19 protein-coding genes are annotated in these 21,161 nt (G+C 65.3%); 11 read left to right on the forward strand and 8 right to left on the reverse strand.

The window, feature by feature from the left end; translation table 11 throughout:
* Position 1: 1 nt before the first annotated feature.
* From ACFC25_RS08640 to ACFC25_RS08665, 6 genes are all read right to left on the reverse strand, one after another.
* Entirely contained in the window at positions 2–1,546 is a 1,545-nt protein-coding gene (locus tag ACFC25_RS08640; protein WP_376044797.1) for an alpha-N-arabinofuranosidase, read from the reverse strand.
* A 70-nt stretch (positions 1,547–1,616) separates the two neighbouring features.
* Positions 1,617–2,336 carry a YesL family protein gene (locus ACFC25_RS08645; RefSeq protein WP_376044798.1) on the reverse strand — a complete coding sequence of 240 codons (720 nt, stop codon included), beginning with the start codon at positions 2,334–2,336 and terminating at the stop codon, positions 1,617–1,619.
* Entirely contained in the window at positions 2,333–3,679 is a 1,347-nt protein-coding gene (locus tag ACFC25_RS08650) for an arabinan endo-1,5-alpha-L-arabinosidase (protein WP_376044799.1), read from the reverse strand. The genes ACFC25_RS08645 and ACFC25_RS08650 overlap by 4 nt, the downstream gene beginning before the upstream one ends.
* Positions 3,680–3,683: 4 nt before the next feature.
* Positions 3,684–4,631 (reverse strand): carbohydrate ABC transporter permease, encoded by a 948-nt coding sequence (locus ACFC25_RS08655; protein WP_337350528.1) that lies wholly within the window; start codon positions 4,629–4,631, stop codon positions 3,684–3,686.
* Between the two features lie 11 nt (positions 4,632–4,642).
* A complete protein-coding gene (locus tag ACFC25_RS08660; RefSeq protein WP_337345255.1) occupies positions 4,643–5,548 on the reverse strand; it encodes a sugar ABC transporter permease in 906 nt (301 codons plus the stop codon).
* 112 nt (positions 5,549–5,660) lie between these two features.
* On the reverse strand, positions 5,661–6,992 hold the full coding sequence (locus ACFC25_RS08665; RefSeq protein WP_337345254.1) for a sugar ABC transporter substrate-binding protein: 1,332 nt from the start codon (positions 6,990–6,992) through the stop codon (positions 5,661–5,663).
* Between the two features lie 308 nt (positions 6,993–7,300).
* On the opposite strand from ACFC25_RS08665, the gene ACFC25_RS08670 reads away from it, so the two are divergent.
* From ACFC25_RS08670 to ACFC25_RS08705, 8 genes are all read left to right on the forward strand, one after another.
* Positions 7,301–8,788: an arabinan endo-1,5-alpha-L-arabinosidase gene (locus ACFC25_RS08670; protein WP_376044800.1), complete on the forward strand. Its 1,488-nt coding sequence runs from the start codon at positions 7,301–7,303 to the stop codon at positions 8,786–8,788.
* Positions 8,789–8,970: 182 nt separating this feature from the next.
* Positions 8,971–10,527, forward strand: a complete 1,557-nt coding sequence (locus ACFC25_RS08675) for an ABC transporter substrate-binding protein (protein ID WP_376044801.1) — start codon at positions 8,971–8,973, stop codon at positions 10,525–10,527.
* 15 nt (positions 10,528–10,542) lie between these two features.
* Positions 10,543–11,484, forward strand: a complete 942-nt coding sequence (locus ACFC25_RS08680; RefSeq protein WP_376044802.1) for an ABC transporter permease — start codon at positions 10,543–10,545, stop codon at positions 11,482–11,484.
* Positions 11,477–12,322, forward strand: coding sequence for an ABC transporter permease (locus ACFC25_RS08685; RefSeq protein ID WP_376044803.1), 846 nt, complete (start codon positions 11,477–11,479; stop codon positions 12,320–12,322). Before ACFC25_RS08680 ends, ACFC25_RS08685 begins: the two co-directional genes overlap by 8 nt.
* The gene (locus ACFC25_RS08690; protein WP_376044804.1) at positions 12,319–13,989 is read left to right on the forward strand and encodes an ATP-binding cassette domain-containing protein; all 1,671 of its coding nucleotides are present in this window, start codon (positions 12,319–12,321) and stop codon (positions 13,987–13,989) included. The genes ACFC25_RS08685 and ACFC25_RS08690 overlap by 4 nt, the downstream gene beginning before the upstream one ends.
* 58 nt (positions 13,990–14,047) lie before the next feature.
* On the forward strand, positions 14,048–14,752 hold the full coding sequence (locus ACFC25_RS08695; RefSeq protein WP_376044805.1) for an alpha/beta fold hydrolase: 705 nt from the start codon (positions 14,048–14,050) through the stop codon (positions 14,750–14,752).
* Between the two features lie 326 nt (positions 14,753–15,078).
* Positions 15,079–15,978: a helix-turn-helix transcriptional regulator gene (locus ACFC25_RS08700; protein WP_337350522.1), complete on the forward strand. Its 900-nt coding sequence runs from the start codon at positions 15,079–15,081 to the stop codon at positions 15,976–15,978.
* Between the two features lie 55 nt (positions 15,979–16,033).
* A complete protein-coding gene (locus tag ACFC25_RS08705) occupies positions 16,034–16,624 on the forward strand; it encodes a dihydrofolate reductase family protein (protein WP_376044806.1) in 591 nt (196 codons plus the stop codon).
* Between the two features lie 4 nt (positions 16,625–16,628).
* Here the strand turns inward: ACFC25_RS08705 and ACFC25_RS08710 are convergent, their stop codons facing one another.
* Complete coding sequence (locus tag ACFC25_RS08710; protein ID WP_376044807.1) at positions 16,629–17,378, reverse strand: phosphotransferase; 750 nt, start codon at positions 17,376–17,378, stop codon at positions 16,629–16,631.
* 275 nt (positions 17,379–17,653) lie between these two features.
* On the opposite strand from ACFC25_RS08710, the gene ACFC25_RS08715 reads away from it, so the two are divergent.
* Positions 17,654–18,463 (forward strand): MBL fold metallo-hydrolase, encoded by an 810-nt coding sequence (locus tag ACFC25_RS08715; RefSeq protein ID WP_376044808.1) that lies wholly within the window; start codon positions 17,654–17,656, stop codon positions 18,461–18,463.
* Positions 18,464–18,657: 194 nt separating this feature from the next.
* Entirely contained in the window at positions 18,658–19,089 is a 432-nt protein-coding gene (locus ACFC25_RS08720; protein ID WP_376044809.1) for a LexA family protein, read from the forward strand.
* Between the two features lie 28 nt (positions 19,090–19,117).
* Here ACFC25_RS08720 and ACFC25_RS08725 read toward each other — a convergent pair whose 3' ends face one another.
* The gene (locus tag ACFC25_RS08725; RefSeq protein ID WP_376044810.1) at positions 19,118–19,603 is read right to left on the reverse strand and encodes a GNAT family N-acetyltransferase; all 486 of its coding nucleotides are present in this window, start codon (positions 19,601–19,603) and stop codon (positions 19,118–19,120) included.
* Positions 19,604–19,667: 64 nt separating this feature from the next.
* On the opposite strand from ACFC25_RS08725, the gene ACFC25_RS08730 reads away from it, so the two are divergent.
* The gene (locus ACFC25_RS08730; protein WP_376044811.1) at positions 19,668–20,948 is read left to right on the forward strand and encodes a Y-family DNA polymerase; all 1,281 of its coding nucleotides are present in this window, start codon (positions 19,668–19,670) and stop codon (positions 20,946–20,948) included.
* Positions 20,949–21,161: the final 213 nt, after the last annotated feature.

A 21,161-nucleotide genomic window follows, 5' to 3' on the forward strand; every position in this document is an offset into this window, starting at 1 on the left:
GTCAGCCAAGCGCGACGGCGGACCAGGACACGGGCGGCAGGGTCACCGTCAGCGTGCCCTCCTCAAGGACGGCGCCCTGGAGCTGCTTCAGGCCAACGCGGTTCTGGTCCTGGAGGGTGTTCTTGGCGTAGACGTCCGCATCATGCAGGGTCACGGCTTCGGTGATCACCGTGGCGTTGAGGTCCGAGACGTTGACGGTTACGTCGATGGACTCGGTCTGGCTGCGGTTTACCAGGAAGAGAGCCGACTGGCTGGCGTCGGCCGTGGCTACGGCGTCCACCAACGGAGCCTCGCCGTAGACCGCCGTCGTGTAGGTGCCGGCCTCGATGCGCGGGCGCAGGACCTCGCCGCGGGCCAGCCGGGAGGTGACGGAGAAGGGGAAGAACGTGGTCTGGCGCCAGGTGTCGCCCCCCGGTTCGGTCATGATGGGGGCAATGACGTTGACCAGCTGCGCAAGGGAAGCCGCTGCCACGCGGTCGTGGTTCTTCAGCAGGGTGATCAGCAGGTTGCCGAACACCACGGCGTCGGCCACGGAGTAGGTGTCCTCCAGCTGGCGCGGCGCGTGGGTCCATTCCTCGTTGACCTCGTCGGAGGCCTGGTGCTCGTCCAGGTACCAGATGTTCCACTCGTCGAAAGAGAGCTGGATGGTCTTTTTGCTCTTCAGCTTGTGCTTGACGTGGTCCGCCGTGGCCACCACGGTTTCGATGAAGTACTGCATGTCCAGCGAGGAGGCGAGGTAGGAGCCGAGGTCGCCGTTGCGCTCCTGGTAGTAGGCGTGGCAGGAGATGTAGTCCACGTAGTCGTAGCTGTGCTCCAGGACCACGCGTTCCCATTCGCCGAACGTCGGCATGGAGGATCCTGACGAGCCGCACACCACCAGCTCGAGGTTCTTGTCCGCCGTTTTCATGGCGGACGCGGTGCGGGCAGCGATCTTGCCATAATCCTCGGCCGACATGTGGCCGATCTGCCACGGCCCGTCCATCTCGTTGCCCAGGCACCACATGCGGATGTTGTAGGGGTCCTTGGCACCGTTGGCGATGCGCTGGTCGCTGAGGGCCGTGCCGGACGGGTGGTTGGTGTATTCCAGCAGGTCAAGGGCAGCTTCGATGCCGCGGGTGCCCAGGTTGACGGCCATCATCAGTTCGGAGCCGGTGAGCTTGCACCAGCGAGCGAACTCGTCCAGGCCCACCTGGTTGGACTCCAGGGAGTGCCAGGCGAGGTCGCGCCGGACCGGTCGCTCCTCGCGCGGACCCACGCCGTCCTCCCAGCGGTAACCGGAGACGAAGTTGCCGCCGGGGTAGCGGATGGTGCTGGAGCCGAGCTCCTTGACGAGTTCGATGACGTCCAGCCGGAAGCCGTCCTCGTTGGCCGTGGGGTGGCCGGGCTCGTAGATGCCGTCGTACACACAGCGGCCCAGGTGTTCCACGAAGGAGCCGAAGATACGGCGGCTGACCGGGGCAACGACGGCGGACCGGTCGATGGTGATGACGGTGGGCGCCACAACAGCCAAGTGGGTCTGTTCAGCAGCAGCGGAGGTGATGGTCACGGTTCTTTCCTGTTCTGTATAACGTTGTAAAAACGGGGGGTTGACGTTTCTAAGGGCGAACTTGGGATTCTCAGGCGGCGGCCGGCGTGATGGCCTGTGCGGGTTCGGTTTGTCCGGCGGCCGCGACTGTCTCCGCCGCTTCGAACGCCGCCAGCCGGCGCCCCACCAACCAGCCCGATAGGAGCAGCGGAAGGGATGCCCCCACCAACGGCACCAGCACCGGCACTGCGGAGAAGACGACGACGGCGGCCGTCATGGTGGCCAGCAGCGACAGGCTCATCAGGGGCGAGACAAGGGGCAGGACGAGCGCCGTCCGCCACACGCTGGTGACGGAGTCGCGGTAGCGGCTGCACAGGGCCACCGACGTTGCGGCTGCAGCCAGGGTGCCCAGGCCGGCCAGGGCAGCAAGTACCAGCAGGACAGCATGAACCAGCAAAGTCCCATTGGCGCCCGCGGACGCCGTCGCTGTTCCGGCGGTCAGGACATTAAGGTAAAGCACGACGCCGGCCAGCCAGAAAATGCTGCCCACCCGGTTTGTGTGCCAGAACTGCGAGCGGTATACGGTCACGAAGTCCCGGACCACGTGACCACCCTGGCTGTCGTCATCTTTTCCGCCCAGGCGCAGGCGGCCCAGGACGGTAGTGGCGGCAACGGCGGCCGGAAAGAGGCCGAACACCATCAGCCCGGCGAGCGTCCCGGCCACAAACAGCACGTTGACCAGCACCAGGCGGGTGGCGAAGGCAAGCCACTGCATCACCCGTCCGGCCCACCCCAACGGAACGTCGTTCATGACGCGCCGCCCTTGGTTCCGCTCCAGGCCACGCCGTGTTGGTCGATTCCGCTAAAGGACAATGCCGGGCGGTTACGGGCCCAGTCCCAGGACCCGAACACCACAGCATCAAGTTCAACAGCCCGCCCTGATCCGTCCTGCACCCCGGCGATAAGCAATCGGGCGGGAGTTGGTGTCCCGCCCGAGACGAGGGGAACAACGCTGGCCAGTTCGGCGGCGACGGCAGGGACAAGTGCCGTTGACCCCGGATCGAACCGGAGCACCTGCCAAGTGCCCGCCACAGGCTCCGGCACGGGCAACGTCTCGGTCTCCCGGCCGGCGAACGGCTGCGGCGAGACTACCGGCCAGCCCGCGAAGTTGAAGAATAGGCGCCGCAACTGCACCACATGCTCGCTGGGGTCGGCCGCGAACCGAACGTGGTGGACCATGAAGTATTCCGGGCCCCCGCCCGGGCCGTCCTGCGTGAGTACCGAGTTGTGGCCAGGGGCAAGCCAGCCCGTGCCGCCGTCGAACTGGTGGCTGCCCAACACCTTGGTGCCCACGGACGCCGGCAGCGCGTCCACATCCGTCATGGCGAGGCCATGGAAGTCACGGTATGGGCCAGTGATGGAGTCTGCCACGGCCACCCGCACGTTGTAGGTACTGAACAACGAATCGTAGGACGCGAAAAGGACGTACCGGCCATCCTCGGGCCTGCGGAGGATGAACGCACCTTCTACTGCGCCTTCGACGGACTTCGGCCTGCGGGCGATGACGGATCCGAGGTCCGCCTTCACCAGCGGCAGTCCGGAGGTCCGGTCCAGCGGCAGGATGTAAATCCCCGAGAAGAATGAACCGTACGTCAGCCAGGGGGCGCCGTCGGCGTCGAACGTCACTGCGGCATCGATGGCATTCTGGGAGTGCTGCCCCGAGCGGGTGGCCACCACGAGGCCGCGGTCCTGCCAGGGGCCAGCCGGTGACGGCGCTACAGCCAGCCCGATGGCGGACGTATTGGAGCCGAAGGTGGAGGCGGAGTAGTACATGTGCCAGTCCCCGGACTCCCAGCGGACCACCTCAGGCGCCCAGAGTCCCTGCGCTTGGGACCATTCGGCAGCGGGCCTCGGAACGCCATTCAACGCGGTTCCGGCATATGTCCACTCCGCCAGGTCCGCGGACGTCCGGACATGTACTCCGGCTGGAATATCTTTCGAGTTGGCCACGGAATCAGTGGAGAACATGTAGTAGGTGCCGTCATCGTCGCGGACCACGGTGGGGTCGTGGGCGTGCCGGGCCCCCCAGGAGGCAGGGTCTGCTGCGGAATCGAAGGCGGGGGCGTCAGCACTGGTGAGATCTGCGGTGGCCATGGCGCTAGCCCTTGGACCCGGACAGGGCGATGGATTCGATGATCTGGCGCTGGAACACAATGAAGACGATCAGCACGGGCAGCAGCGCTATGAACGAGGCGGCCATGATCAAGGGGTAGTCGGTCTGGATGGCGTACTGGGCGTTGAAGTTGGCGATGACCAGCTGCAGGGTCTGCGTGCCAGGGGAGTTCAGGTAGATGATGGGCGCCAGGTAGTCGTTCCACACAGCCATGAACCAGAGGATGAACTGCGCGGCCAGCGCGGGCCGGATGGCGGGCATGATCAGCGTCCAGAAGATCTGCAGGTAGGAGGCGCCGTCGATGCGGGCGGCTTCCACGATGGAGTCCGGGACGCTGTTCAGGAACTGGCGCAGGAAGAAGATCATGATGATGTTGCCAAAGAGTCCCGGCACGATCAGCGGCAGCAGGGTGTCCACCCAGCCTATGCCGGCGAAGATGGTGAACTGCGGGATCATCAGCGTGGGGAACGGGATCATCAGGCCGGACAGCAGCCCGAGGAACAGGACGTTCTTGAAGGGCATCCGCATTTTGGCGAAGGCAAACGCTGCCAGCGCGGAGGTCAGCGAGCCAACGATGGTGACTGAACAGGCAACGATCAGGCTGTTCTGGATCCCGCTCAGGAGCGGCCCGGCGGTCCAGATCCGGGCGTAGTTTTCCCACACGAACGGGTCCGGAATCCACTGCGGCGGCAGTTCGAACACGCCGTCCTTGGTCTTCAGGGACGTGGAGAAAGTCCAGGCCAGCGGGGCAATCATGATGATCGCGCCCACGGACAGGATGAGCGTGGTGATGATGTTGCCGAGCTTCAGTGTCGACTTGGCCGAGCGGTGGCCGTTCCTGGCCGGCAGGCCGGAGCGGCCGCGTCCGCCGGTAGCCGGGATGGCTTCGGTGGGTTCCAGCGGAGGGGTGCTGATGACGTTCTGTGCGGACATGGCTGCCTGCCTCAATCGATCGAAAACTGGTTGCGGCGGTTGAGCCGGAACTGGATGAAGGTAATGATGAACACCAGAAGTCCCAGGACCACGGACATGGCCGAGGCGTAGCCCATCTGGAGGTTGTCGAACGCCTTTTGCCAGATGTACCAAACGATGGAAGCGGACTCGAACTCGGGGCCGCCGGTGGGGGTCATGATGTTGATCTCCACGAAGATCTGCGAGCCGCCGATGATGGACGTGACGATCAGGAAGAACGTGACCGGACGAACCATCGGGATAGTGATGTGGCGGAACTGCTGCCAGGCGGAGGCGCCGTCGAGGGCTGCCGCCTCATAGAGGTAGCGCGGCACCGACTGCAGCGCAGCCAGGTACAGCAGCATGGAATACCCCAGCCCCTTCCAGACGGCCATGATGATCAGCGCGGGCTTCACCGTGCCCGTGTCCTGCAGCCAGTTGGGCCCGTCAATGCCGATCAGGCCCAGGCCCTGGTTGATCAGGCCGAAGTCGCCGTTGAAAGCCCACTGCCAAAGGATGGCGACGGCGGCAATCGAGGAGATCACGGGCAGGTAGTAGACGGTGCGGAAGAACGTGGTCCCGCGCATCTTGCGGTTCATGGCCAATGCCAGGGCCAGCGAGATGACCAGGCCGATGGGGATCCCGATCATCATGAACAGCGTGTTCCAGAGCGACTTCAGGAAGTAGCGGTCCCCGAACATCTTGGTGTAGTTGTCCAGGCCCTTGAAGACCGGGGCGGAGATGCCGTTCCAGTTGGTGAAGGACGCGTAGACGGAGAACAGCAGCGGGAAGAGCGTAAAGAGGAGGAACCCGATCACCGGTATGGCAACAAAGAGCAGGGCGGCCTGGTGTTCCTTCCGGTGAAGCCGCGAGCGTCGCGGGCGCGTGATGGTTGTCATCGCTGGATCCTCTTTGATTCTTGATGGGTGGCGCGCCAAGCGGCACGCAAAGGCTGGTGGATAAGGTGCCGCGGCCCCGTTCGGGCAGGGCCGCGGCACCCGGTCTGTCTGGCTAGTTGCCGGCTTGCTGGTTGGCGGCGTCCAGGAATTCCTGCATCCTGGGCTGGGCTTCCTTCAGGTAGTCCGCGGCGGTCTGCTTTCCGTCCAGCACGGGCTGGATGTTGGTGAACAGTTCGTCGTACCACTCGGCGTTGTAGGTGTTGCCGCCCGGGAGGGCGCGGCCGTAGTCCTTGACGATCTCAAGGAACTCGGCCTTGTTGGCGGGCTTGGTGGTGGTATCCGCAGCCCAGGTCTCCGCCATGTCCTTCAGATTGGGGATCTGGATCCCGGCGTCCACCAGGCTCTGCTGTGCTTCCTTGTTGGCCGTCAGGAATTCGACGAGCTTGACGGCGTCCTCGGGGTGCTTGGTGCTTTCGGAGACCGCGATGCCGAGCGTGCCGATCCAGCTGGCGGTCTTGCCGGATTCACCCGCCGGGTAGGGGATCACGTCCCAGTCGAAGTCCAGCTTCTGGTAAGTGGAGAGGTCCCAGGGGGCGATGGGGAAGAACCCGATTTCGCCCTTCATCCAGCGCTGGTAGGTGTCCAGGGTCTGCGCTTCGGCCACAGAGGGCGTCACGCCGTGGACGTTCTGCAGGTCGGCGAACCATTGGAGGGACTGGGCGAATTCCGGAGTGTCCACGGTGACCTTGGTGCGGTCTTCGTTGAGCCAGTCGCCGCCGTTGGACCACACGAACGGCTGCAGGTTCCACTGGACGTTCAGGCCGGTGCCCCACTGGTCCAGGGTGCCATCACCATTGGTGTCCGCGGTGAGTTTCTTGGCAGCCGCAACGAACTCATCGAAGGTGTAGGGCTTGTCCTTGTCCGGCAGGGGAATGCCTGCCTTTTCCAGCATGGTCTTGTTGTAGCCAAAGGAGAACGGCCCAACATCCTTGGGAAGGGCGTAGATGGAGCCCTCACCCACTCGCTTCCCGTCGTAGCGGTAGCTGTCCACGCCGTATTCCCAGATGTTGTCCAGGTCGATCGTGTCCGAACCCTCCACGTATTCGGTGATGTCCTTGACGATGCCGTTCTGCACGTAGGCCTGGACGTCGCCGGGGCCGATGTAGAACACGTCCGGAACCTGCTTGCCGGCGATGGCGGCCTTCAGTTTGGTGGCGTACTGGTCGGCAGTGGTGACGATGATGTCCACGTCCACGCCGTTCTCCGTTTCAAACTGCTGAACGGCCTTTTCGTAGGCCTTCTTCTCGTCCTCACCCCCGCGGAACATGAAGGTCAGCTTCTTTTCGCCGGTGTCCCCACCGGTGGGGGCGGAGCATCCGCCGAGCATCAGGCCGGCGGCGGTAAAGAGCGCCAGGGTAGCGGCCATGGGACGTGACTTCATCATCACGCAGTCCTTCCGAGTTGGGTTGAGCGATCAAGTTTATTGGCTGGTGCAGAGCTTGCCCCGTGGTCCTCAATGGCGGACCCGCATCCGGAGCCATTCGTTTGCAACGTTGTAAGAAACCTTCACACAGCCTGTCGGATGCCGTCAAGGGGTGGTGCCCAATAAGTTTTTCATCCGCCGCCAACTCCCTTGACGCCTGCGGCCACACGTGGAATATTCTTCGTTACAACGTTGCAATAAATCCGGCCTCGGCGCATCCCCGACGCCATAACCCCATTCCCGGACAAACCTTTCGGAAGGACCACGTGATGACGAAGTCACGTTCTTGGGCTGTGCGCGCCGCTGGATTGGCGGCGGTCACAGGCCTCGCCCTCGGGGCGTTGGCATTGCCTCCAGCCACAGCGTCAGCCCCTGCCCAGCCAGCAACGAACAGTATCGCCGCACCGGCCTGGGATGCCCCGGCCATCCAGGCAACGGCCATCAAGGCAAAGGCCAGCCAGGAGCTGCCCGCCGATCTCCCCGGCGGCAAATCGGTGGTCGGCGAAACCTCCCCCATCCACGATCCCGCCCTGATCATCGCCGACGACGGCACCTGGTACGTGTACTCCACCGGGCTCCTGAACCGGGAGAACGGCGGAACCATCCAAATCTGGTCTTCGCACGATGAAGGAACCACGTGGGAGTACACCGGCACGGTCTGGGACCGGATTCCAGCCTGGATCGATGAGCATTTCTCTGACGGCGAGCTCCCAGGCAACCTCTGGGCGCCGGAAATCACCGAACATGACGGCACCTACTACCTGTACTACTCGGCGTCGCGCTTTGGCGGGAACAACTCCCTGACGGCACTGGCCACCAACACCACCCTGGACCCGAGCGATCCCGACTATGAATGGGTGGACCAGGGGTTGGTGGTCTCCTCCCCGGCCACCGGCCTTGACCCGAACAACCCCGGCAAGACGTTCAACGCGATCGACGCCGGGATCATCGAAGACGCCGACGGCAAGCCCTACATGGCGATCGGATCGTTCTGGTACGGCATCTTCCTGGTCCCGCTCGAGTGGCCTACCGGCAAGCCGGTGGAGGGCTGGCAGGCGCAAACCGTGAACATCGCGGACCGCTTTATGCCCGGCAACCCCGTCGAAGCGCCGTACATCACTGAACACGACGGGTACTACTACCTGTTTGTCTCCTTCGACTCCTGCTGCCGCGGCGCCGACTCCACTTACAAAGTGGCGGTAGGCCGTTCCACCTCGGTGAAGGGCCCCTATCTGGACAAGGAGGGCCGCGACATGTTCGGCGGCGGCGGGTCGGTGGTGCTCGATTCGCATGGAGCCATCACCGGACCAGGTGGACAGTCGGTCTTTGGCGACTACCTGGCCTTCCACTACTACGACGGCTCCAACGAGGACATCCCCTACTTCCCCACGCTCGGCCTGCAGAAGATCAATTGGGTGGACGGTTGGCCGGAGTTCGACCAGGGCGTGGAACTTCCGGCAGTCCAGAAACAGCCCAAGGCTGCGGCCGTCAAAGCTGGCAAGACGGCCACTTTCACTGCCACCGCCACCGGAACACCCGGGCCGGTGGCGGTATGGGAGGTATCGTCCGACGGCGGCACCACCTGGGAGCGGACGGGGACCCAACCTGCCACCCGGCGGACGGACGAGGGCAGCTACCGGTCCACTCTGGAGTTCACTGCAGTCCCGGAACAGGCCGGACTGCAGGTGCGCGCCATATTCCAGAATGCCCACGGCAAAGTGGCCACCGACGCCGTCGGACTTTCCGTCAAGCCGTAACTGCCGCGGAACTGCCCGGAGGGCGGTGCGAGCGGGCCACCGGAATACTGCGGCGTGTATTGGGCGCTGGAGTATTACGGTGGCCCGCCGTGCGGGATTAGCCCTTTCGCGGCAGGCAAGGCTAACCTAAGTAGTCCACATTTTTCCCCGACGTCCCCTCGGGTCCTGCTAGGCGGTTTTTCGTGCGTCCACTCCACCGATCCCGGATCACCCTGGGCGTTGCCGCCCTCCTGACACTGAGCGGCTGCGGTTTCAGCGGTGGCCAGGCCCAACAGGGCACTGCGACCCCCACGGCCGACACCAACCAGCGGATTGTGGTGGACAACTTCCGCGCACCCGTGGCCAACTGGGCGCTCGAATCCGATGCTGCGTACGTCCTGTCACTCTCCGGCTGCCTTGAGACGCTGACCAGCTACGACGCCGCCAAGGGCGAAGTGGTTCCCATGCTGGCTTCGGAGTGGTCCCAGTCCAGCCCCCTCGACTGGGACTTCACCATCCGCGAAGGCGTGAAATTCCAGGATGGAACAGCCCTGACAGCAGATTCGGTGGCTGGCGCCCTGAACCACGTCCTCGCCGCCACCGTCCCGGCTCGCGCCTTCAACAGCAAAATGGTCAGCGCCGTCACCGCGGTGGACGCCAACACCGTCCGCATCACCACTCCCACCGAGAGCCCGCTGGTCCCGTACCGGCTGGCCAGCGTTAACGCCGGCATCCTTGCCCCGGCCGCGTACGCCGGAGAAAACCTGAATCCGTTCGGGCACTGCACCGGGCCGTTCGTCCCGGCCTCCGAAGTGTCACAGCAGTCCCTTACCCTGGAACGGAATGAGGACTACTGGGGCGGCGACGTGCAGCTCGCCGGCGCCGAGGTCCGCTTCATCACTAACGGTGCCACCCGGGCGGCCCAGGTCCAGACCGGAGAGGCCGACATTTCCCTCTCCATTCCCGTTGCGAGCCTGGCCACACTGGAGAACGCCGACGGCGTGAAGGTCAACAAGGCGGATTCGCCGCGCACGGCCACCCTGTACCTGAACAACGGCAGGGAACCGCTGAACAACGTGGACGTCCGGACCGCTATCCGCGATGCGCTGGACCTCGAGTCGCTGGCGGCCAGCGTGTACGAGGGTGCGGCCCTCCCGGCCAAGGGTGTCTTTGCTCCGTCTGAACCCTGGGCCGGCGACAAGCAGGAAGCCCCGAAACAGGACGTGGATGCCGCCAAGAAGCTGCTGGCCGACGCCGGTTACACCGCGGCCCGGCCGCTGGAGATCATCGCCATCGTGGAGCGGGCGGAGTTCGCCGACGTGGCAGCCGTCATCCAGGAGAACCTGAAGGCCGTGGGCATCCCTGTCAGCATCCAGGCCAAGGAATACGCCGCGGCAGAGCCCGCTGTCCTGGCAGGCAACTACGACATGCTGTTGAGCCAGCGAAACCGCCTGATCGACATCGCCGATCCAATCGGTTTCCTCACCGCCGATTACACCTGCACCGGAGCGTACAACCTCAGCCACTTCTGCGACCCGGAATATGACCGGATCGTGGCCGAAGCAGCCAAGACCGTGGACCCCGACGAGCGCTACAAGCTCTACGCCGACGCGGGAAACATCCTCGCCGAAAAGGCCGTCAACGTGTGGCTGGTCAACGAGCAGGCAACGGATGCGGTCCGCACCAACGTGCTGGGCTACGTGCAGGACCCGCTGTCCCGCTACGTCCTGACCGCCAAGACCGCCAAGTCGGGCTCCTAGGCACCTGCCCCAGCCATGCTCCCCTTCATCGCCAAGAGAACAACAACGCTGGTGGCGGCCGTTGTGGTGTCCTCTTTCGCGGTGTTCCTGATTCCGTATTTCACTCCCGGGGACCCCGTCCGCAAGATCATCAGGTCGCGCGTGTCCGGGGACGTGGTGGATGACGCCGCCGTGCAGTCACTGAGCCTCAGCCTGGGCCTGCAGGATCCGCTGGTGCTCCAGTATCTCCGTTGGCTGGGCCGGATCATCACCGGCGACATGGGTCTTTCGCACGTCAGCCGGACCCCGGTGGCGGACCAGGTCCTGCCTGCCCTGGCCGTGACGCTCAGCCTGGTTGTCCTTTCGTTGGGCCTCGCCGTCCTGGTGTCACTGCCGCTGGGGATCGCTGCCGGGCTGCGCCAGGGGAAGGCCACGGACAGGGTGATCACTACCGTCACGCAGTCTTTCATCGCCATGCCGGAGTACTGGGTGGCGCCGCTGCTGGTGCTGGTGTTCGCGCTGAAACTCTCCGTCCTGCCGTCCGCGGGCTGGGCGGGCCCGGCCTCGATGGTCCTGCCGGCGGTCACCCTGGCGCTGCGGCCCATCAGCTACTTCACGTCGGCTGTCCGCTCCGGCATGATCGAAGCGGCCGCCGCCGAACACGTTCCCGCGGCCAGGGCGAGGGGCCTGAGCCACACCCAGGCAGTCCTCCGGCATGTGGTGCCCAACGGGCTGGTACCGCTGTCCACGCTCTTCGCGGTGTGGTTCGCGGGGCTGCTGGGCGGCTCGGTGATCGTGGAGGTCATCTTCGCCGTACCCGGCATGGGGCGGCTGCTGTTCGACGCCGTCATCAACAGCGACATACCGCTGGCCCAGGGCGGGGTAGTGGTGGTGGTGGTCCTCGCCGTCACCGTGACCACGCTCGCGGACCTTGTGCACCGGCTGCTTAGCCCGGCCGTGGAAGGCAGCTATGCGTAGGCGGACGGGACAAAGGCGCCCGGTGGCGGCCGTCGCGGCGGCCGTGGTGCTCGCCGTCGTCATCCTGGCTGTCCTGGTTGCACCCTGGATCTACCCGTACCCGCCTTCGGAGCAGAACCTTGCCGCGCGCCTCGCCCCGGCGTCGGCCGAGCACTGGCTGGGAACCGACCACCTGGGCCGTGACACCCTGAGCCGGCTCCTGGAAGGCGGCCGGTTCTCCATGTCCGTGGCTGCGCTGGCCACTGTCCTGACGTGCGTGCTCGGTGTCGCCGCCGGGGTGCTCAGTGCCCGCCGGCGCGGCTGGTTGGATGAATTCCTGACCCGGACCAACGACGTGCTGCTCGCGGTTCCCGAGATGGTGGTGGCGCTCTTTATCGTGGCCACGCTGGGCACCGGGTTCGGGCCGCTCCTGCTGGCCCTGACCGTGACCGGCTGGACGCCGTTCGCCCGGCTGGCACGGACCCTCGCTTACGACGTCTCAAGCCGCGGTTTCGTTGAGGCCGCGCGCGTGGTGGGCTGCCCGCCGTCGTTCATTATCTTCCGGCACGTCATTCCGCACCTGGCCGCCCCCATCCTGGGCCAGGCCACGCTCCGGTTCGGCCAGTTGCTGATCAGCGTTGGCGCCCTGTCCTACCTGGGGCTCGGCGTCCAGCCGCCGCAGTCGGACTGGGGGTCCATGATGGCCGCCGCGCAGCCCTACACGGAACGTGCCCCGCTGGGGATCCTCGCGCCGGGCCTCGCGATCTTTGCGGTTGCCCTGTGTGTGACCCTGCTGGGGCAGCGTGCCGCGCACATGGCCGCCGGTCCCCTGCTGCTGCCCGTGGCGGAGGCGAAATGAGCAGCCCGGACAGCGTGTTGGAGATCCGCGGTTTGGAAGTCCGGAACCTTGGGCCTGCCGGAAAGTCCGACGGCGGCACGGCAGCCCGTGCCACCGGTCCAGGAAGCGCCGGGCCGGCACCCCTCGTCCGGGACCTGTCATTGTCCGTCGCCGCAGGCGAATTCGTGGCACTCGTGGGCGGCTCCGGGTCGGGAAAAACCCTCACAGCCTTGTCCTGCCTGCGGCTGCTGCCGCCTCAGCTTGGCATCACGTCCGGCTCCATCCGGCTAGGCACCGTCGATGTCACGGCCGCCGCAGAGGAGGACCTCAATACGGTCCGCGGCGGCAAGGTGGGCATGCTCTTCCAGCAGCCCAAGCGGATGTTCAACCCCAACCGGACCATCGGCCAGCACCTGCTCGAGCCGCTGCGCATCCATGGGGGCCTGCGCGGGGCGAAAGCCAGGGATACCGCTGTGGAGATGCTTCACGAGGTTGGCTTCGCCGATCCCGCCCGGGGCTTCGGTTCCTATCCCCACCAGCTATCCGGGGGCATGGCACAGCGCGCCATGACCGCCGTCGCCCTCGCCGGCCGCCCCCAGCTGCTCCTGGCGGATGAACCGACGTCGGCCCTGGACAAGATGCTCGAACGGCAGGTACTCCAGCTCCTGGACCGCGAGCGCCGGGAACGCGGACTCGGGGTCCTGTACATCACCCACAACATCGCCTCGGTGGCCCCGTTCGCCGACCGCGTGCTGGTGATGGATGCGGGCAGCATCGTCGAAAGCGGTCCCACGGCCGACGTCCTGGCCGCGCCGCAGCAGGACTACACCCGCGAACTGCTCGCGGCGTCGCAGTTGGCGCCGGACTCCCGCCGCCGGCCAGCCCCCGCCGAACGGGACGTCCTCACCCTTTCCGGGGTGCACAAGACCTTTGGCCCGCGCAGGCGCCGGCACACCGTGCTTGAGGATGTGAGCCTGGAGCTGAAAGGCGGGGAGATCCTGGGTATCCTGGGCCAGTCCGGCTCGGGCAAAAGCACCCTGGCGCGCGCCGTCGTCGGCCTGGAAAAGGCCACCCGCGGCACCATCAGCCGTCACCTGCCAGAAGCCGGCAGCGCCCCGGAGGCCACCGCCGTCCAGTTGGTGTTCCAGGAGCCGCACAGCTCCTTCGATCCGCGGATGACGCTGCGCGCCAGCATGGAGGCGCCCCTCCTGCGGCGGCGGGGGCTCACTGCCGCGGACCGGGCCCGCAGGATTGCGGACGCCATGGCCGAGGTGGAACTGGACGAATGCATGCTGGACAGGCGCCCCGGCCAGTGCTCGGGAGGGCAGCTTCAGCGCGCCACGATTGCCAGGGCCCTGCTGCTCGATCCGCGGGTGCTGATCTGCGATGAGGCCACTTCGGCCCTGGATGCGCTGACCCAGCGCACTGTCCTGAACCTTCTGCTGCGGCTCCAGCGCGACCACCGGCTGTCGCTGATTGTGATCTCGCACGACATGGATGTGGTCCGGTACATGTGCGACCGCGTGGCTGTGCTGCTGGACGGGCGGGTGATTGAGGTCGCGGAAACGCAGGCGTTCTTCGCCAGCCCCGCCCACGAGCACAGCCGTGCCCTGGTGGATGCTGCAATCCCCTGCCGTGGAGACCACCTGCGGTCGCTGATGCGCGGGCCTGCCTCCGTCCCAGGCTGACTCCTTGACCCTTGCCATCGCCCTTGAGGGGCCGGAGCAGCACCGGTAGGGTTCGGTCATGGACATCATCCTGGTACCCGGATTCTGGCTGGACGCATCGTCGTGGGATGAGGTCACTCCCCCACTTGCCGCGGCCGGCCATCGCCTCCACCCGCTTACGCTCCCCGGCCTCGAATCCCCTGACGCATCGCGGGCGGGCATCGGACTGCGGACCCATATCAACGCCGTGGTGGAGAAGGTGGATTCCCTTGACGGCAAGGTGGTGCTGGTGGGCCACTCGGGCGGCGGGGCCATCATCCACGGTGTGGCTGACGCCCGGCCGGACCGCATCGAACGGAACATCTTTGTGGACAGCGGGCCCCTGGGTGAAGGGGACGTCATCAATAATGAACTGCCGGCGGACGGCGACGACATTCCGCTTCCGCCGTGGGACGGTTTCGAGGATGAGGACCTGGTGGACCTGACGGACGAACTCCGGGACAGCTTCCGGGCACGGGCCATCCCGGAGCCCAAGGGCGTGGCCTACGACAAGCAGCACCTCCACGATGCGCGGCGGTATGACGTCCCGGCCACGGTGATCGCCTGCGAGTTCCCGTCGTCGCTGCTGACGGAGTGGATCGACGCCGGCCATCCCTTCGTCGCCGAACTCGCCCGCATTCGGGACGTGGAGTACGTGGACCTGCCCACCGGGCACTGGCCGCAGTTCACTAAGCCGGGCGAACTGGGCCAAGCGATTCTGAAGGCGGTGGACCGCACGGGCTGAGCGCCGCCGTCGGACCCTCCGCAAAAGTGACCCGCCGAAAAGTGGTCCGTGCGCTTCGGGCGTCGAGGGAATAGATTAGTAGTGCGACTTAGTGAACAGGGCTTGGCTGCCTGTTCACTCCCAAGGTGGGGTTTGGGATACATGCCGGGGCCGGCGGTGAGATGGCCTCAGGGTGAGACCAGGCCACGCTCCCCAGCCACCGCCGGCCCCCTGACGTGTCCGGACAGTTCGATGCCGCAGCCCGCCGTCATTCCCAGCAAGCGTTCCGGTTATCCGGGTCCTGGCAGTACCTCCCTAACGTGCGGGTCCGGGGGTAGCGTGGACGGGTGGACAACAGGATGGAAGTGCGCGAGTTCCTCGCCTCACGGCGTGCCCGGATCACTCCCGAAATGGCAGGACTGACGCTCTATGGTGGCCGACGCCGGGTCCCCGGCCTGCGCCGCGAAGAGGTGGCCATGCTTGCCGGTGTCAGCGTGGACTACTACACAAAGCTTGAGCGCGGGAACCTGTCCGGCACCTCCGAAAGTGTCCTTGACGCCATCGCCGGGGCGCTGAAACTCGACGAGGCCGAACGGGACCACCTCTATAACCTTGCGCGCGCCTCCAGCCCGTCAGGCAGGGCCCGACGGCGCCCCCTCCAAAGCGGCGCGGTCCGGCCCACCCTCCAGTTCATGCTCGACTCCATCACCACCGCGCCGGCTTTCATCAGCAACCACTACATGGACATCGTGGCCGCCAACCAGCTTGGCTTTGCCCTGTACTCGGAGATGTACCGCGGGCCAGCCCGGCCCGGGAACCACTGCCGGTTCATTTTCCTGGACCCCAAAGCCCGGGATTTTTACCCCGACTGGGATCTGGCGGCCAATACCAACGTGGCGATCCTGCGGACGCAGACCGGGCGCAACCCCTTTGATAAGCGGCTGGCCGACCTCGTCGGAGAACTTTCCGTCCGCAGCGAAGAATTCCGGACGCGCTGGGCCGCCCACAATGTCCGGCGCCACTACGCGGGCACGAAGGTTTTCCACCACCCGGTGGTGGGAGAGCTCGAGCTTGCCTATGAGGCGATGGAACTGGCCGAGGACCCCGGCTTCACCCTCACGGTCTACCCCGCAGCGCCCGGATCGCCGTCAGATGAAAGGCTGCGCCTGCTCGCGAGCTGGGCGGCAACGGAACGGATCCAGGACCTGGCGGGGGCACCGCAGCCGCAGGACGTCCGGCACCCCTAGCTTTAGGGAGGACCCATCCGGCGCGCGAACCGCCGGGTGGTGGCATGATGGGCGCATGAGCCGTGTCACGTGCGATCTGACTATCTCCCTCGACGGCTTCGTCGCCGGCCCGAACCAAACTCCGACAGACCCTTTGGGCGAGGGCGGCGAGTTGCTGCACAGATGGCAGTTCGAGGAACGCGAAGCCAACGCACCCGAGCTCGAGGGCATCCTCGCGGCAGGCGCGTACATCATGGGTCGGAACATGTTCGCCGGGCCCGGGGCGTGGGCCGAAGAATGGCGGGGTTGGTGGGGTGAGGAGCCGCCGTATCACGCCCCCGTGTTCGTTCTCACGCACCAGGAGCGCGAGCCTGTGCAGATGCAGGGCGGAACCACCTTCAACTTCGTAACCGATGGGATCGAATCGGCCCTTGCCAGGGCGAGGGAAGCCGCCGGCAGCAAGGACGTGGCCATCGCCGGAGGGGCGCAGACGGCCCGCCAGTACTTGTCGGCGGGGCTGATCGACGAGTTGCGGCTGCACATCGCACCCATGACCCTGGGGGCGGGTGAACGGCTGCTCGACGGCGTCGGGAACCTCACGCTTGAGCCGACGGAAGTGAGCGGCAGCCGCCTCGTCACACACGTGCGTTACCGCATCATCCGCTGAACGGCTACGCGAGGGCTTGTTCCCAGATCGCTTGATTCCGCGCGACGTAGTGGGCGGCGGAACGCCAGTGCTCACCGTGTCCATTAACGTACATGTCGGCCCAAGGCTGAACCCCGGTCTCATGCGAGGACTTCAGAAGATCGAACATCGCCGCAGTTCGTTTCGCCATGGCCGCCGGAAGTGCCTTGCTTAGTGCGGCATCGGCTCCGTAGCCGTCAACAAGTGCCCGCAACCTCAGGGCGGCGTCATCCACCGGCTGCCCGTCGAACAGCAGGCCGAACGACTCAGCGGCGTAGGCCAGATCCCACAACCGCGTGCTGGGCCCGGCACCATCCCAATCGATGAATACCCAGCGGTCCCCCATGATGAGGTTCCACGGGGCGAGGTCGTTGTGGCACATCAGGTCTGGATTCTCCGCCGGCAGCAGCATCTTCCAGTCGCCCGGGTTGCGCATCGGCACTGTTTCGCTCGCATCATGGATTTGCCGAATCATCCGACCCACCCGCAGTAAATCGTCCCGCCCGAGCGGCAGATGATCCATTGCGAGTTCGCCTTCTATGTACTCCACTGTGCTTCGACCGTGTTCGTCCCGGCCCAGAGGCTGGGGAACGTCCACCCCGGACGACCGGAGCGCACTCAGATAACTCTGCACGGCGGCTGAGTTCTCCAGCCAGGGTTTTCGGACGGTGTGACCAATGCGAACAACGCTCTCGGAAGCGTTTCCACCTGTCAGTTCCTGCTCGTCCGCAACCATCCCAGCAGGCTACTGGAGTTCCCAGCTGACCTTAAATGGCGCCACATCGAAACCCCGCACCGCTCGTCCAAATTCAGATTCTTGATTGTGTGGGATGGGCGCTCGGAATACAGGTTTGCCGTTGGCGGACCCGGATAGTCTCGGCCCGCACCTCGCCCTAATCGAGCACCCCGGACCGTGGGTTACCCACTTCGCCAACGATGCTTGCGCTCCACTACCGACAGCTAATAGCGTCTCGACAAGCTGGTTCAAAAACCACAAGCGGAAGGCGTTTCATGCTGAAGAAAATCGCTGAGGGTGTTCTCGTTCACGAGAGCGAGTTCATCCAGAGTAATTCCGTTGTGGTGCAGGGCCGGGACGGTGTGTTGCTCATCGACCCCGGTATAACTCGTGGCGAAATGGCGGACCTGGCGAACGACGTTCGCGAGTTGGGCCAGCCTGTTGTGGCAGGCTTCTCAACGCATCCGGACTGGGACCACGTGCTCTGGCACACGTCCTTCGGCGCAGCGCCCCGGTACGGTACGGCCCGCTGCGCGGCATCTATCCACGATGTGCTGTCGAAAGCGGATTGGCAGGACCTCATCGCCGAAGGGCTCCCGCCGGAGTACGCCGAAGAGATCCCGATGGAGCTGCTCGGTCAAATTACGGGTCTGCCCGCCGGAGCTGAACAGATTCCTTGGGATGGCCCCAAAGTCCGCATCATCGAGCATCAAGCCCATGCCCCGGGGCACGCGGCGCTGCTGATTGAAGAGCGCCGCGTCCTCGTCGCCGGCGACATGCTTTCTGACATCCTGATGCCGTTCCTCGACCTGGAGACAGCGGATCCGCTCGGGGACTACCTCGAGGCGCTGCGGCTGTTCGAGGACCTGGCAGACGACGTCGATGCCGTCATTCCCGGTCACGGTTCAGTGGGAGGGGCTGGGCAACTAGGAGTACGAATCAATCAGGATCGCGCATATGTCCAGGACCTGCTCGACGGCGGTGTTCCCGACGACCCGCGGATCGGCCCATCGGCCCCGTTGGATTGGCTGCCCGACGTGCATCAATGGCAACTCCAGCGGCTCGCCGAAAGAGGGCAGAAATAGCGGTCGGTCCCGCACCTGCCACAGGATCCCGAACTATCAGTCCCCGAGGAGGAGGCGCTTGGCAGCGCTAATTCCGCATCAGATAGCGCGCCTTTCGCATGCAGGTCCGTCAGGAGCGCAAGTTGAGACTACGCACTGTCGCCCCCTGCCTGTACACTCAAAGTATCGAACATATATTCGAATAAAGGTGTGTTGTGGGCGTTGTTGTCGGTCCCCGTGTGATAGATGCGGGCCTCTCCTTGCGGCTGGTGCTGATGTCCCCGGTTGCGGTTGCCGCGGGCTACCCCTCGCCAGCCCAGGACTACTTCGACGGCCGGATCGACCTGAATGAACACCTCATCAAGGACATCACCAGCACCTTCGTTGTCCGGGTAACCGGCGACTCGATGGAACGGGCAGGGATCAGCGATGGCGACGAACTCATCGTCAACCGGGCGCTCGAACCCAAGGACGGCTCTGTAGTCATCGCAGTCCTCGACGGCGAACTGACCGTCAAGCGGCTGCGGATCACCGCCACAGGTGTGGTGTTGCAGGCAGAGAACTCCCGCTACCCGGACATCCGCGTCCCCAGCCTCAGTGAGCTCACCATCTGGGGCGTGGCCACCAGGTGCCTCCACCATGTCTAGCTCGCGGAAATTCAGTAAGCAGCACAGCTCAGAGGAGCCGCACCATGCGGATCTCGCGCACGCCGTCGTCCACGTTCACGGTCCCGTCCGCTACGAACCCGTGCTTGCGGTAGAACGCCTGCGCCCGGGGATTCGGATCGGCAACCCACAGCGCCGCCGAATCGTGAGGGCCGACGACGGCGTCCAGGAGGGCAGCCCCGGCGCCGGTCCCATGCTCAGCCGCAACGACGTACAGCACGTAGAGGTGCGTGCCCCACTGCGTTCCGGAGTCCTGGGGTGGCCCTGCCATTGCAAGCCCGATCACGTCGCCGTTGCGTTCGGCCACCGCGACGCGGTTCGCTTGGTAGCGCTCGTCGCTGAGGGCGACGGTCCAGAAGCGTTCCCGGGTGGAGGGCAATTCCGGGTCGTCGAGGACACGGTCGGCCATTACCCCGCGGTACGTCTCACGCCACGACCGCACATGCACGCGCGCCATCTCGGCAGCGTCATCAACGCGCGCCCGACGAACCGTCACCCCCGTATCCATATCCGAAACTCTACCCAGAACGGCGGCCGGTCCCGTGTCTAAACCGGCGCTGATGCGGCAGATGCAGGAAATCGCCCTCGTGGACGTGAACTGCTTCTACGCGAGCGCAGAGCGCGCCTTTGACCCGTCCCTCGAGGGCAAACCGCTGGTTGTTCTGTCCAACAACGACGGATGCGCCGTCACCCGCTCCCCTGAAGCCAAGGCCCTGGGCATCGGCGTTGGGGAGCCGTGGTTCAAGATCGCCCCGCGGGCGAAAGAATGGGGGCTGATTGCCAGGTCCAGCAACTACGAGCTGTACGGCGACATCAGCGCCCGCGTGATGGAACTCCTGGGCCGGTACTCCGCGTGGCTGGAGGTTTACAGCATCGACGAGGCCTTCCTCGGCGTCAAAGGCTCTCCCACGGCACTCCTCCAGCTGGGACGGGACATGAAAGCCGCCGCAGCGAGGAACGTGGGCGTCCCCGTCTGTGTTGGTATCGCCCGCACCAAGACACTCGCCAAGCTCGCCAACAAATGGGCCAAGCACAACCCCGCGTTCGACGGCGTCTGCCGCTGGGATTCGGTGCCGGCAGGTCGGCGCGAGGCACTCATGGCGGGCCTTTCCGTCGTCGAACTCTGGGGCGTTGCCACCCGCCTGACCAAACGGCTGAACGCGATGGGTATCCACTCGATCCTCGATCTCAGCCGGGCGGACCCCGTGCGGATCCGCGACAAATTCTCGGTAGTGCTGATGCGGACCGTCCTGGAATTGCAAGGCACCCCCTGCATTCCCATGGAGGAGGAGCGCGTGGGCCGGGACCAGCTCATCTTTTCGCGCTCGTTCTCCACCCCGATCACCACAGCCGCCGGCCTGCGCCAGGTCCTCAGCGTGTACGGCCAGCAGGCCAGCGCCCGGCTGGCCAAACACCACCTCCAGGCCAAGGTCCTCACAGCCTTCGCCGGCACCTCGCACTTCAACGCGAAGGACACCTCCTTTCCGTCGGTCTGCGTACCGCTGCCCATGCCCACCGCGGATCCGGTGATCCTGACCAAGGCCGCGCACGCCCTGCTACCCGCCATCCACGAGGGCGTGAAGTACGCCCGCGCCGGGATCATGGTGACGGACCTTAGGCCCACCGGAACCCAGAAACCCCTGGAAATCTTCGAGAACCCGCACGAAGAGCGCAACATCGGACCCCTCCTTGAAGACATCGTCCGCCGCTACGGACGCGGCTCCATCGGACTGGGCCACGCGGGCATCCGCGGCGGACCCGACTGGAGCATGAAACGCGGCATGCGCTCCCCGCGCTACACCACCCACTGGGACGAACTACCCCTGGTCAAAGCCGCCTGACAGGCCGGGGATGCACTAACGAAATGAAAATCCATTCGTTCCACCGGTTCGTCCAGTTTGGTGGAACACCAGGAGCGCGGCCGTAGTTGGCAGCTGTAACCTGGTCAGCGTCGAATACTGGCGTGTCCAGGTCCGCCTTGTCTACGGAGTCCGTGCGGGCCATGGCGGAAACGATAAGGCGCACCCAGAAGTACACCGCCGAGGGTACCCAAG

The organism is Pseudarthrobacter sp. NPDC055928, from assembly GCF_042270935.1.
Classification (GTDB): domain Bacteria; phylum Actinomycetota; class Actinomycetes; order Actinomycetales; family Micrococcaceae; genus Arthrobacter.

Bases quoted from the DNA above. Each gene is read 5' to 3' on its own strand.
- ACFC25_RS08690 (WP_376044804.1), top strand. From the start codon at position 12,319: ATGAGCAGCCCGGACAGCGTGTTGGAGATCCGCGGTTTGGAAGTCCGG.
- ACFC25_RS08680 (WP_376044802.1), top strand. From the start codon at position 10,543: ATGCTCCCCTTCATCGCCAAGAGAACAACAACGCTGGTGGCGGCCGTT.
- ACFC25_RS08655 (WP_337350528.1), bottom strand. From the start codon at position 4,631: ATGTCCGCACAGAACGTCATCAGCACCCCTCCGCTGGAACCCACCGAA.
- ACFC25_RS08715 (WP_376044808.1), top strand. From the start codon at position 17,654: ATGCTGAAGAAAATCGCTGAGGGTGTTCTCGTTCACGAGAGCGAGTTC.
- ACFC25_RS08660 (WP_337345255.1), bottom strand. From the start codon at position 5,548: ATGACAACCATCACGCGCCCGCGACGCTCGCGGCTTCACCGGAAGGAA.
- ACFC25_RS08695 (WP_376044805.1), top strand. From the start codon at position 14,048: ATGGACATCATCCTGGTACCCGGATTCTGGCTGGACGCATCGTCGTGG.
- ACFC25_RS08665 (WP_337345254.1), bottom strand. From the start codon at position 6,992: ATGATGAAGTCACGTCCCATGGCCGCTACCCTGGCGCTCTTTACCGCC.
- ACFC25_RS08685 (WP_376044803.1), top strand. From the start codon at position 11,477: ATGCGTAGGCGGACGGGACAAAGGCGCCCGGTGGCGGCCGTCGCGGCG.
- ACFC25_RS08645 (WP_376044798.1), bottom strand. From the start codon at position 2,336: ATGAACGACGTTCCGTTGGGGTGGGCCGGACGGGTGATGCAGTGGCTT.
- ACFC25_RS08730 (WP_376044811.1), top strand. From the start codon at position 19,668: ATGCGGCAGATGCAGGAAATCGCCCTCGTGGACGTGAACTGCTTCTAC.
- ACFC25_RS08670 (WP_376044800.1), top strand. From the start codon at position 7,301: ATGACGAAGTCACGTTCTTGGGCTGTGCGCGCCGCTGGATTGGCGGCG.
- ACFC25_RS08710 (WP_376044807.1), bottom strand. From the start codon at position 17,378: ATGGTTGCGGACGAGCAGGAACTGACAGGTGGAAACGCTTCCGAGAGC.
- ACFC25_RS08705 (WP_376044806.1), top strand. From the start codon at position 16,034: ATGAGCCGTGTCACGTGCGATCTGACTATCTCCCTCGACGGCTTCGTC.
- ACFC25_RS08650 (WP_376044799.1), bottom strand. From the start codon at position 3,679: ATGGCCACCGCAGATCTCACCAGTGCTGACGCCCCCGCCTTCGATTCC.